Here is a 12,255-nt window from a genome sequence, read left to right as displayed (position 1 = left end):
GACTTCCGCAGGAAGCCGTGGACCGTCCGGCCCTCCCTGCCCCGCTCCCCCGGTCAGTCCAGTTCGCCCTCCGGCGCTTCCCCGGAACCGCCGTCTCCCGAGCCGCCCTTGAGCCGCTCGGCCTGTCCGATCATGGCCGCCAGCTTCCGCACCGAGTCGTCCTCGGTCGCGGACGCCAGTTTCCGGGCCCGCGAGGCGAGTTCACCGAGTCCGGGCGCGTCCGGCAGCCGTTCGCCGCGCAGCGCCTCGGCGAAGTAGGCGGCGACGGCGGTCACTTGGAGGCGCTTGCTGCCACCGTCCCACAGCGGGCCGTCGATCGCGCCGGTCCCGACGGTGCCCCGCTGCTCGTGCGGGGCCCTGGTCCGGGGGTCCAGCCAGCGCACGGTGGCGGTCGCCACGTGGCCCGAGGCACCCGGCCGCAGGCGTACGGCGTAGAGCGCGGTCACCGTGTGGCCGGGGCCGACCTCGCCGCCGTCCACGCGGTCGTCGCGGAAGTCCTCGTCGGCGACCTTGCGGTCCTCGTACCCGACAAGCCTGAACTGTTCGACGGTCTTCCGGTCGAAGGCGACCTGGGCCTTGGCGTCGCGCGCCGTCAGTTCGAGGTGGGCGGGCAGCTGGTCGACGAAGACCTTGCGGGCCTGCTCCTCGTCGGCGATGTACGTGGTGTGGCCGTCGCCCTTGTCGGTGAGCCGTTCCATCAGCGCGTCGCCGTAGTCGCTGCCGACGCCGACCCCGAAGAGGGTGATGCCGTGGTCGCGGCGGGCGGAGCCGATGCGCTCCAGGATGGCGTCGGCGTCGGTCTCGCCGGTGTTGGCGAGGGCGTCGGAGAGCAGCACGACCCGGTTGTTGGCGCCCTCGACGTGGCCGTCGACCGCCTCCTCGTACCCTCGGCGGACGCCGGCTTCGACGTTGGTGGAGTCGGTGGGTTCCATGGCGTCGACCCGGTCGCGGATCCGGCCGCGGTGGTCGCGCAGCCGGGTCATCGGCAGCAGGGTCTCCGCCTCGTCGCTGAAGGTGACCAGGGAGACCGAGTCGTCGTCGCGGAGTTCGTCGGTGAGGAGGTCCAGGGACTTCTTCACCAGGTCGAGGCGGCCCTCCTCGGCCATCGAGCCGGAGATGTCGACGACGAAGGTGAGCGCGGCGGGCGGGCGTTCGTCACGGGCGGGGGCGGCCCGGGTGGCCAGCCCCACCCGCACCAGCGACCAGTCGTCGCCCTTGTCCCCGGCGCGGGCCCCGTCGACGTTCACGGTGAAACCGTTGCCGTCCGGGCGCCGGTAGCCCTGGCGGAAGCTGTTGACGAACTCCTCGGGCCGCACGGTGGACGGCTCCGGCAGGCCGCCGTCGGCGAGGGTGCGGCGGGCGTAGCCGTACGAGGCGGTGTCGACGTCCAGGGCGAAGGTGGAGAGGTAGTCGGGCGGCGCGGACTCCCGCAGCCCGTCCGGCTTCTCCGCGCCGTCGCGGTCGGCGGCACCGCCCGGGGCGGCGGGGCCGGGTGCGGGAAGCGCTCCGCCCCGGCGGTCGGCGGTCGACTTGTTGCCGGTGGACGTCCCGGAGCAGCCGGTGAGCAGTACCCCGCCCGCCAGCAGCACCCCGAGTGCCCCCTGCCACGTCCGCACGTACTTCTTCGTGTACTTGCCTGTCCGGCGTTCCATCGTCAGCCCCCGGTGTCGTCGTGTCAGCACTTGTGAATGTGACGTGCGCGGCGGCGCCGGGGAGCGGACGAAGTCGTTGCGGAATGGTCTCGATGCGGCAACGGGGGCGGGGAATCCGGCGGAACGTCAAGCTCAGGACACGATGTCCTTACGACTGAACCCCCGGAAGGCGAAGGCGAACAGGATCAGCGCATAGCTCACCGAGATCGCCGCCCCCTTGGCCATGCCACCCCACTCGATGCCGGGCTGAAGCGCGTCCGCCCAGGCGAACTGCCAGTGCGCGGGCAGGAATTCGCGCCAGGAGCCGAGCGCGGTGACGGCGTCCAGCACATTGCCGACGATGGTCAGTCCGACCGCGCCGCCGACCGCGCCCAGCGGGGCGTCGGTCTTCGTGGAGAGCCAGAACGCCAGCCCGGCGGTGACGAGCTGGGACACGAAGACGAACGCGACGACGAGCGCGAGGCGGGGCACGGCCACCGAGGCGGCGAGCGCTCCCCCGGTGGGCAGTTCGAGCGGCCCCCAGCCGTACGCGACGGCTCCCGCGCCCAGCGCGACCAGGGGCAGCAGGACCATCGCGGCCAGGCTGAAGCCGAGCGCCACGACGAGCTTGCTCCACAGCAGCCTGGCCCGTGGCACGGGCGCCGCCAGCAGATAGCGCAGCGACGACCAGCTCGCCTCGGAGGCGACGGTGTCCCCGCAGAACAGCGCGACCGGGACCACCAGCAGGAACCCGGCGGAGACGAACAGGCAGGTCGCGGCGAAATTCGCGGCGGACGCGGTCGCCGTGTCCATCAGCGTGATCCGGTCGCTGCCACCGCCCCGCGAACCCGGGGTGCCGCCGATCGCGAAGGCGGCGATCAGGACGAACGGCAGCACGCCCAGCACCCCGCCCATGAGCAGGGTGCGGCGTCTGCGCAGCTGGCGCACCGCCTCCACGCGCAGCGGCAGGGTGCGCCGGGCCCGGTAGCCGGAGGCTTCGGCGCTCCCGGTGAGATCGACTGCGGCACTCATGCGGAGCCTCCGGAGATCAGGGTGAGGAACGCGTCCTCCAGGCGGCGGTGCGGTCCGACACCGGTCAACGGCACGTCCAGCCTGACCAGTTCGGCGATCAGTCCGGACGGGGTGGCGCCGTCGAGCCGGACCAGCAGTCCGCGCCCGTCGCCGGTGCGGACCGCCGAGCCGATCCCGGCCAGTGCGGCGATCTTCTCCACCAGCGGTTCGGCGACCTCCCGGGCGGTGGTGACGAGCAGCATGTCGCCGGAGCCGGTGATCTCGGCGACCGGGCCCGCCTGGACGAGCCGGCCCCGGTCCATGACCACGAGGTGGGTGCAGGACTGTTCGACCTCGGAGAGCAGATGGCTGGAGACGATGACGGTCCGGCCTCCGGCCGCGTAACGGATCATCACGTCACGCATCTCGCGGATCTGGGGCGGGTCGAGGCCGTTGGTCGGTTCGTCGAGGATGAGCAGGTCCGGCAGGCCGAGCATGGCCTGGGCGATGGCGAGCCGCTGCCGCATGCCCTGCGAGTAGGTGCGGACGGCGCGGGCCAGGGCGTCGCCGAGCCCGGCGATCTCCAGGGCCTCCTCCAGGTGCGCGTCCTCGGCGGGGCGCCCGGTGGCCTGCCAGTACAGCTCCAGGTTGGCGCGGCCGGACAGGTGCGGCAGGAAGCCGGCGCCCTCGACGAAGGAGCCGACCCGGGACAGCACGGGCGCGCCGGGCCGGATGGCGTGCCCGAAGACCCGGATCCCGCCGTCGTCGGGGGTGATCAGGCCCATGAGCATGCGCAGCGTCGTGGTCTTGCCCGCGCCGTTGGGCCCGAGGAGGCCGAGGACCTGCCCCTTCTCGACCCGGAAGGACAGCTCCTTCACGGCGTACCGGTCGCCGGCCCCGGCGTACTTCTTCGACAGGCCGGTGATCTGGAGGGGTACGTCGGCGAGTGCCGGATCGGGTGCGGGTGTCGCGGTGCGGCGGCGGGCGGTGAGCAGCAGCAGGGCGGCGATCACCGCGGCGGCGGCCGGGAGGCCCCAGATCCACCAGGGCAGGGCGGTGGCCGCGGTCCTCAGGCCGGGGGCGGTGGGTACGGCCAGCGGGCCGGTGGGGGTCACGGTGTACGTCGTCGGCTCGGCCGGTGAGGCGTAGCCGAGGTCGGTGGCGGAGAGGACGAGGCGGAGCCGGTGGCCCGCGTCGAACCGGTGGTCGATGGCGGGGAGGGTCAGCAGGACCGGCCTGCCCTGCTGGGCCGGGGTGATCCGGAAGGGGTCGACCAGCTGGGAGGGCAGCACCTGCTGCTTGCCGTCCGGCGACACGTCGTACACCTTGCCGAACAGGACCGCGTCGCCGCGCCCGGCCTTGACGTCGACCTCGACGGTCGGCGAGCCGGTGACGCTCAGCGGCTTGTCCAGCGGGGCCGACTCGAAGCGGGCGTACTGCCCGGGGAAGTCGACCGAGAGCCCGACACCGAGGGACGAGAGCCGCGCGAGTCCGCCGCCGACTCCGGGAACGGCGGAGATGGCGGGCGGGCCCGCCCCTGCGGGGTTGCGGAACGTTTCCGTGCGGCGGCCCAGCTCGATGCTCCGCGCGCCGCTGCTCAGCCCCGGGTACGTATCGCTGCTCGCCCCGCGGGTGAGGGCGGCCCCGTCGGTGGAGTCGACGCCTCCGGTGCGGGTGACGCGGAAGGCGGGTCCGGTGTCGGCGTTCTTGTCGTCCTTGAGGTACCGGTCGAACCAGTCGCCGATCCGGTGCTGGACCCGGTCGGTCTCCAGGTCGCCGCCGTCGTGCCCGCCGGCGGTCCAGTCGACGGCGACCGGTGCGCCGTTGCCGCTGATGGCCCTGGCCATGGCGTCGGCCTGGCCGAGCGGGAAGAGGGAGTCGGACTGTCCCTGCACGATGAGCGCGGGCACCTCGATGCGGTCGGCGACGGCGCTCGGCGAGCGTTCGGTCAGCAGCGCCCGCGCGGCGGCGTCCGGCTTTCCGCTGACGGCGACCCGTTCGTACATCGCGCAGAGCCGCTTCTCGAACTTCTGGCAGCCGCCGCCGGTGGTGACGAAGATTCCGGCCCAGAGCTTCTTGAAGACCCCGTCGGGGAAGAGCGCGTCGGCGAGGTTCCAGTACGTGATCCGCGGGGCGATGGCGTCGACGCGCTTGTCGTACCCGGCGGCGAGGAGCGCGGCGGCTCCGCCGTAGGAGGCCCCGGTGATCCCGACACGGGGGTCGCCCTTCGCGTCGAGCCGCACCTCGGGCCGGTCCGCCAGCCAGTCGATCAGCCGGGACACGTCCTCGATCTCACGGTCGGGGTCGTTGAGCGCGATGTCGCCGCCCGACTTCCCGAACCCGCGGGCGGACCAGGTCAGCACGGCGTATCCGGAACGGGCCAGTTGCTCGGCCTGCGCCCGCACATCGTCCTTGCTGCCGCCGAAGCCGTGCGCGATCAGCACGGCGGGCCGGCGCCCGGTGCCCCCGGCGGTGAAGTACGAGGTGTCGAGGGACACCCCGTCCGTCCTCATCATCCGGTCCTGGCGGTGCACGGCGGGCCCGCCGTCGTCGGCCGCGGCGTTCCAGGCGCCCGCACCGGCCAGCACGGCGAGCGCCGCGAGGCCCGCGGCCCACCGGCCACGTCTGCGGGGCAGCCGCCGCCACCGGGGCGTACTCGCATCGGGGATCTCCATGCTCCGACCCTAGACGGACCACCGTTCCGCACCGCTCGCCGCCAGGGGGAGGTCTCCGGCCTCCCTATGGTGTACGGCAGCCGTCCCCCTTACTCCATGCGCGGTATGCGACGGCCCCGGGGCAGCGACCTCCTGTTCATCGAGCAACCTCATCACCGGCGACATCCAGCACCTCCGCAGCAGGGAGAAAAAGGTGCGTCATCTACGCGACAGGAAGGGCGACTTCACTCCTGGCGGGATTCATCGAGCCGTGAGAGGGGCCACGGTCCGTAGCCGCCAGCAGGTGAGCACTCTCCACGCCTGAGCCATCCGGGCTCTGTGGTCAGACCGTGCCCCTGCTGGTCGGCCGGGAGGCCCCGACCAGCGGAAACTCGGCGACCACACCCAGAAGACAACAGCTTCTCAACTCTCCTGCCGGGAAAGATCGCTCTCTACCCAAGTCTGCCGCCGTCTGGGTACCATCCTGCCCCACACCCGAACTCTTGTTCCATGTTCGGACCCACCTCTTGAGTGGCCGTCAGGTTTGAGGGCGCAAGGCCGCTGAGTCATGCCGGCCGCGCCGCATCCTTCGGTCGGCTCCCTGATCAGAGAAGTGGCCTTCCATTGCGTTCCAGACCCTCGGGGTCTTCCAGACCCCTGCTTCGACACACCCGCTTGACCGGTCGTCTGCTCCCGCCGTTGCTTGCCATGGCCCTACTGGCCGGGGCGGGTGTGAGCGATGGGTACACGGCACCGCCGACCGAGTTGGCCAGCGACTACGACTGGTACGAGGACACCCCCGCCGAGCTGTTGCGGCAGGACCAGTGCCTGATGAGCGACGTACTGCGGCTGGGCGGACCGGCCATGGCCACCAGCGCGAAGGACGGGCTCAATCAGAGTCCGGAGCGGCTGCGAGAGCTGGCAGACCGGGACTACTGGGAAGACACGCCGCTCGCCACCGCGTACCAGTCGGACCGGGATGCCGCGCTTGCTGAGCTGGACCGGCTCGACGCGCTCCACAACAGCTGGAAGATAACCGGGCTTGAGACGCCGGGCGGCTTTGGTTCTTCCGCCGACTTCGAATGGCCGCCCGGGACCAGCGGAGACGACGGTGAGGACTTCTATTCCCAGACCGGCCTCACGGGGTGGATCGCCGACCAGTTCTGGAAGAACGACAGCGACTTCTACGAGGACGCGACTCCGCCGGCCGACAAGCAGACCGTCGAGGCGGTCAAGGCTCTGGGACAGCCGCTGTACGGCAGCACCTCCGACCCGTCCCTGCGGGACGCCTACAAGCACCTGACGAACGGGAGCCTGGAGCCGACCGGCGCGGACAACGCCCGCCTCTTCCTGAGCTCGGGCGGCTTCCCGAACAAGGCGCCGGTGCCGGGTACCGCCGAGCACCGAATCGCGGTCGAGGACCTCAAGTCCCGCTTCGCCGCCTGTGCGTGGCGTGATCCCATCGACCCGGGGAAAGTCCTGGGCGAGGTCTCCGCGACCGCCGCGGCGGAATGGCAGCAGGAGATCAGCTCGCAGGCCACCAAGCGCAACGACATCCTGGCCGCGAACAAGAACGCCGTCCAGGCACTGGCCGTGGCCTCCGAGTCGATGGGCAAGATGCTCGGCTACTCGTGGGTCGCCGACCACATCACCCGCTGGCAGGACTACTGGTCCTCGGGCGGTATCGGCTGGACCGGCACCTCCCCGATGGCCGTCGAGATCCCGGGCGCGACCGGCAAGTGCCTGGGCGTGCAGGGTTCCGGCACCGCGAACGGCACGGCCGTCGAGGTCGTCACCTGCTCCACGGCGGCCGCCCAGCAGTGGAGGATCAACGGGGACTACGGCGAGGGCTACAGCCTGCAGAACGTGAACTCGCAGAAATGCCTCGACGTTGCCACCGACCAGACGAAGATCCAGATCTGGACCTGCAACGGCACGCCCATGCAGGCGTGGAAGTTCAGCATCCGGGCCGGCACCACCCTGGAGAACCTGGGGGCGAACAAGTGCCTTAACTTCCCCACGTACACCGCCGGACAGGACGCGCTCGCGGCCGTCTGCGGCACCGCTGCCACGCAGAAGGTGCTGTTCAAGGTCTCCGAGCACAACGGCAGCGTTCCGCCGTCGTCACAGTTCACCACGGCGACGCAGCGACTGGGCGCCGCGCGTGCGGGAGCGAAGTTCGAGCTGGCCGAGCTCAAGCGCCAGGCGACGGCCGCGAAGATCGCCCAGACCGCCAGTACCACCGCCGAGCAGGCGGCGTACGCGATCGCGGACGCCAACGGGGCGCCGCGGGGCCGCGGTCTGCTGGTAGGCCAGCAGAAGGCACAGGTCACGCAGGGCGCGGCGGCCGCGGTCGCGGCGCTGCTGAAGGCCGGCGAGACCGCCGAGGCGGCCACCAGGGCGGCGGCGGCTGACAGCGCCACGATCGCCCAGCGGGCGCTGGCGCAGACCGCGCAGTCCAAGGCTGAGTTCCGCAAGGAGGCGGCCTACCGGGCCGAACTGCAGGCCAAGGCAGCCGCGGACGCGGCCAAGCTGCACCGTGACAACGCCAAGAAGGACAAGGAGCTGGCCGAGACCAAGCTCACCGAGTCCCTGGGCGCGGAGGCGGACGCGAAGGCGGCGGCGGCCGAGGCGCATGCCAAGCGGCTGAAAGCCGAGGCCGAAGAGGCCACGGCGAAGAAGGAGAAGGAGACCGCCGACCTCAAGAAGTCGGAGGCCGCCCTGCACCGGCAGACCGCAGAGACCGAAGCGGTCAACGCCCAGACCGCCAAGGGCAGGGCCGAGACGTCGGAGGCCACGGCGGTGGCCCGGAGGAAGGACGCCGAGACCGCCCGGGATCGTGCAGGGGAACTGCGCGACGACGCGTGGGATGCCGAACAGAAGGCGGACGCGGCACGCGCCAAGGCCGACGCCAAGGAGGCCTACGCCGAATCTCTGGAAGCGGGGGATGCGGCGGATGCCGCGCGGGCGGCAGCCAATGAGGCCGACCGGCACGCGGACGACGCCGAGACAGCGGCCGGCCGGGCCCGAACCGCGGCCGCCGCTGCCACCCAGGCGGCAGCGGACGCGGACGCGGCAGCGACCCGCGCGGAGGCCGCAGCCAAGCGCTCCCGGGCAGCCGCAGAGGACGCGCAGGCGGCGAAGCTGCAAGCGGACGCCGCGGTACGCACCGCGACCAGCGCCGCCGCCGACGCCATCGACGCTTCCGAGCACGCCTCGGCCGAGGCCGCGTTGTCGGTCAAGGCAGCCAACGAAGCCGAGGCGCAGGCGAAGACGGCCAAGACCGAGGCGGACGCGGCGCAGGCCGAGGCCAACAAGGCCACCGTCGCCGCGGCGAAGGCGGCGGGGTTCGCCTATGTCACCGCGCAGGCGGCGGTGGACGCCGGGAACTCGGCCGCGCAGGTCGCAGCTCCCGCGAACGACGCGATCCAGCTCGGCTCGCCGTACGTCACCAGGGACTCGGCAGCCTCTCTGGTAGTCCTGTCCGGCCAGGCGGCGAAGACCATCGCCGAGCAGCAGAAGGCCGTCGCGGCCGCCCATGCCACCAACGCGGCCGAGGAAGCGGCTGCCGCTCAGACCATCGCCGACCAGGCACAGGGCGACGCCAAGGTCGCCTACCAGCACGCGGCGAACGCCGCCAAGCACGCCGCGGACGCCCGCGGCTACTCCAAGGAGGCACTGACCTACGCGGCCGCAGCGGCGACCGCAGCGGCGAAGGCGCAGCAGTCGCTGGCCCGCACCATCGGCTACCAGGCCCAGGCCACCGCCGACGCAGTGGCCGCCGACAAGGCCGCAGGCCGTGCCGAAGGCTACGCCGAAGCCGCCCGCAACTCCGCCGACGCGGCCGCCCTCGACGCGGTCGCCGCCCGCGCGGCCGCCACGCAGGCGAAGGAGTCCGCCAGCCAGGCCAGAGCCGCCGCCGAGCGGGCCGACACCGCCGCGACAGCAGCGGAGGAAGCCGCCAAGGACGCCCAGGCCTACGCCGAATCCGCCCAGGAAGCCGCGAAACAGGCCGAGAACAGGGGGAACACCGGGCAGATCGAGACCGGGACGGTTCCTGACGGGGCCGGCGGGCCCATCGGTGGCGTGTTCTACGTCGTCGACCACATCGAGCAGGTCGGCGAACCGCAGGTCCTGAAGAAGACCGAGGGCTGCGACGGCTGGTGGGACCAGCTCGCCTATGACGGCGACTGCACGATGACCCAGAAGATCGGATACAAGGCCGACCTCGACCTGTACATGTGCACCACTGAGGTATGGGCGAACACGTGCCCCTCCGCGGACACCCTGTACCTGGGCGAGTACAAGACGGAAACGCTGTACAACGAGGTCACGCACACCATCACGATCGGGGAGTACCAGGCAGGCATCGACCCCGTCGACATCCTCTTCGGCAGCTGGATCCGGTGCGCCCAGAAACTCACCCCCGGTGGTGAGAACGGAAGCTGGGGCGGTTGCGCCTGGGCCGTGGTGGACGTGGCGACGCTGTTCGCCGGCAAGATCATCCGCCCTATCGCGGACGCCGTCCGGGCGATGGACGGTGCCGCCAGGACCGGAATCGGATTCATCGACGCGTGGAAGGCGCTGAGTGCCCTCAGGCTTTCTGACGCCGCTATGGCCGGAATCGCCGGGAAGATGGCGGAGAAGTTCTACGCCGCCTGCCGAAAGGTGTCGCGGGTCGCCTCCGTCGCACCGAAGTCGCGCGTCGCGACTGTCGCGCCGATGGGCACCATCGGGAGCCCGGTTCCCGAGTATTCCTGCGTCGGGCTGATCGCGTACAACAGCACCGAACTCTCCAACATGGCCTATCGGGCCAGAATCGAGTCGGGTTTCGGCGTCTTCGGTAACAGAAATGTGGCCGTCGCGAGGGTGCCGGGCTGGAATGACCCAAAGACCGGTGACCTCGTCATCGGTTTCAGTAAGGGGGGCGGGTTCCACTCGGAGGACGACATCCTCGCTCAGCTGGCCGCGAAGGATGTCTCGCCGAAACAGATCAACGCGCTCTATACCGAGCGGCAACCGTGCCCCGTGTGCGGACCCAATCTGGAGAACCTCCTCAAGGAGGGCACAGAGATCACGTGGTCCGTGCAGTGGGGATCGATCGGACCGATCAACCGGTCGTTCGAGAAGGTTCTGGCGCGCCTGATCCAGGAACAAGGGCGCCCCTAGCTCCTGGTATCAACCGGCTAGCCTCGTAAGATGCGAGGGGGTGGGTCACCTGGCGGGTCACCCACCCCCTTTCCTGGCCTCATGACGACATGACAGCAGGTAGTGATGTTCGAAATCAAAAAGGCGAGCGAGACAGAGATCGCCGAACGGAACGATCTGGCCGACAAAACGGCCGAAGCATTGACGAAGGCCGGGTTTACCGTGCATCAGGACGTCAACCAGGCGTCCGATTCGCTGGGCGTGCTGGTCTGGGTGGACCCGGCAGACGACTCCAGGGGAGGAGTCTTCGTCCAGTGGTCGACCAGTTCATCCCTCAATGACACTGCAGCGGAAAGTGCGCTGAAGGGCGAGACCCAGTCGTCGGCATTCCGGTATTTCAGCTTCGTGACCGAGCACATGTACGCGACGTTGATCGCAATTCTCGGATCCGCGGGCTTTCAGGCTGGAGATGCCAATGACGACATGAGTCCTTACCTGATCCGTATTGAAGGCTGATCTACGCAGGGGGGGAGAGACTGGCCGGTCTCGCAGTGGTCACCGCAGCGCACGAGGGCAGCATCGGCAGGACTGGTGAATTTGCTGGTCAGCCAGATTTCGGGAAGGCATCGAGGCGCTCAGTCGCGGTCGCGACGACGTCGGTCCGGGGCCGGTGGTCTGTGAATCTCAGGTGCCGACGGCGGGCGGCCGTAACGACCCGGGCCGCGGCGGAGAAGAGGCGGGACCGAGGACGCCGGGGCTCCCACCTGCAGGTTTCACCGGGTCGGAGCGAGGATCGCCATCCAGGTCAGCAGTTCCAGGGCGATCTGGACAGTCTCCCGCCAGATCTGGTTCTGCGCGGTGTCGTGCAGGAGCAGGTCGCGCAGGCCGGTGGCACGGGCGCCTCGGCTCGGTCCCGCTGCCGGTGGCGGAGTTCGAGTGCGGCGACCGGGGTAGCTGGTGGTGTTGGTGGCGAACGCGGTGAGCCGTAGCCCGTCGGCGTCGGTGAAGCGCAACTGAGCCCCGGGGTGCGGCCTTTCCTTGCGGACACGCTGGTGGCCTGATGCCTCGGGCAGGCCCAGCGGGGCGGTGAGGGCATCGACTTCAACCCGAGAAGGGACCTGTCGCCCATCCGAGTACAGGTCGCCGGGCACAGCGCCTCGCTCGGTACGAAGTGGGTGAGGGGCGGCAGCTCGGCGGGCGAGGCCGTTGGCTATGCCCGTACCGTGCGGGAGCATCATCAGGCTGAAGTCGCCGCAGTGGACTGCCTCTCAAGCGCTCCCGACGTCATCGGGGCGTCGGCCGGTGGGTACGGGGTCTCCTGAGGCAGCAGCTTCGTCGCGGCGTCGAGGCTTCCGGCCGTCACCAGTGCGTGGACCTGTCGGGCGAGCGGGGTGACGTGGCGGATGGAGACCATCCACTCGTCCGCGTACCGTCGCGACGCCTCGCCGGAGTGCCCGAGTTGGAGGGAGCGGTACGGAAGCCGATCCAGGCGGAGGTCACGTTCGGGCCCCGCTGGACGCGGGCCGGGGCGTCGCGGAGGCGGTGTTTACAGGTAGTGCGGTCCGGGTGGACTCCCCTGACGTGGTGGGAGAGTTCGGCGTGGTCCAGGGCCCAGTCGAAGCCCTCGCGAGTGATCCCGACGGCCGGAACTTTCCTGGCCCTCCTTCGTCGCCCAGCCGCAGCGGTACATCATCCACAGGAAGCTCGGCTTGATCCATGTCAAGCCGCGTTCATAGCCTTTAAAAATGCCCAGCGGTGCCACTCGCTGACGAGCCGGTTCCGCTCCAGCGGCGGTGAGTGCCCGCCTGCCT

Annotated in this window: 5 protein-coding genes and 2 pseudogenes; 2 read left to right on the top strand and 5 right to left on the bottom strand. The window is 70.6% G+C overall.

Features of this window, described 5'->3' with window-relative positions; translation table 11 throughout:
* Window positions 1–53: 53 nt before the first annotated feature.
* The 3 genes from GA0115234_RS32020 to GA0115234_RS32010 form a co-directional block, all read right to left on the bottom strand.
* Complete coding sequence (locus GA0115234_RS32020; RefSeq protein ID WP_093548695.1) at window positions 54–1,652, bottom strand: vWA domain-containing protein; 1,599 nt, start codon at window positions 1,650–1,652, stop codon at window positions 54–56.
* Between the two features lie 132 nt (window positions 1,653–1,784).
* Window positions 1,785–2,663 carry an ABC transporter permease gene (locus GA0115234_RS32015; protein WP_093548693.1) on the bottom strand — a complete coding sequence of 293 codons (879 nt, stop codon included), beginning with the start codon at window positions 2,661–2,663 and terminating at the stop codon, window positions 1,785–1,787.
* Window positions 2,660–5,230 (bottom strand): alpha/beta fold hydrolase, encoded by a 2,571-nt coding sequence (locus tag GA0115234_RS32010; RefSeq protein ID WP_370804627.1) that lies wholly within the window; start codon window positions 5,228–5,230, stop codon window positions 2,660–2,662. Before GA0115234_RS32010 ends, GA0115234_RS32015 begins: the two co-directional genes overlap by 4 nt.
* A 774-nt stretch (window positions 5,231–6,004) precedes the next feature.
* Here GA0115234_RS32010 and GA0115234_RS32005 point away from each other — a divergent pair.
* Both GA0115234_RS32005 and GA0115234_RS32000 read left to right on the top strand, forming a co-directional pair.
* On the top strand, window positions 6,005–10,465 hold the full coding sequence (locus GA0115234_RS32005; protein ID WP_093548689.1) for an RICIN domain-containing protein: 4,461 nt from the start codon (window positions 6,005–6,007) through the stop codon (window positions 10,463–10,465).
* 105 nt (window positions 10,466–10,570) lie between these two features.
* Entirely contained in the window at window positions 10,571–10,960 is a 390-nt protein-coding gene (locus GA0115234_RS32000; protein ID WP_093548786.1) for a hypothetical protein, read from the top strand.
* Window positions 10,961–11,048: 88 nt separating this feature from the next.
* On the opposite strand, the pseudogene GA0115234_RS31995 reads toward GA0115234_RS32000, so the two are convergent.
* Window positions 11,049–11,490, bottom strand: a pseudogene (locus GA0115234_RS31995) (transposase); the annotation flags it as partial.
* 191 nt (window positions 11,491–11,681) lie between these two features.
* Window positions 11,682–12,167: pseudogene (locus GA0115234_RS31990) on the bottom strand (DUF4291 family protein); the annotation flags it as partial.
* Between the last annotated feature and the right edge of the window lie 88 nt (window positions 12,168–12,255).

Source organism: Streptomyces sp. DvalAA-43 (assembly GCF_900091725.1).
In the GTDB taxonomy this organism is placed as follows: Bacteria; Actinomycetota; Actinomycetes; order Streptomycetales; family Streptomycetaceae; genus Streptomyces; species Streptomyces pulveraceus.
This window is presented reverse-complemented; position numbering and strand designations above follow the sequence as displayed.

Excerpts from the sequence above, each read along its gene's own strand:
- GA0115234_RS32020 (WP_093548695.1), bottom strand. The coding sequence starts at position 1,652 with ATGGAACGCCGGACAGGCAAGTACACGAAGAAGTACGTGCGGACGTGG.
- GA0115234_RS32015 (WP_093548693.1), bottom strand. The coding sequence starts at position 2,663 with ATGAGTGCCGCAGTCGATCTCACCGGGAGCGCCGAAGCCTCCGGCTAC.
- GA0115234_RS32005 (WP_093548689.1), top strand. The coding sequence starts at position 6,005 with ATGGCCCTACTGGCCGGGGCGGGTGTGAGCGATGGGTACACGGCACCG.
- GA0115234_RS32000 (WP_093548786.1), top strand. The coding sequence starts at position 10,571 with ATGTTCGAAATCAAAAAGGCGAGCGAGACAGAGATCGCCGAACGGAAC.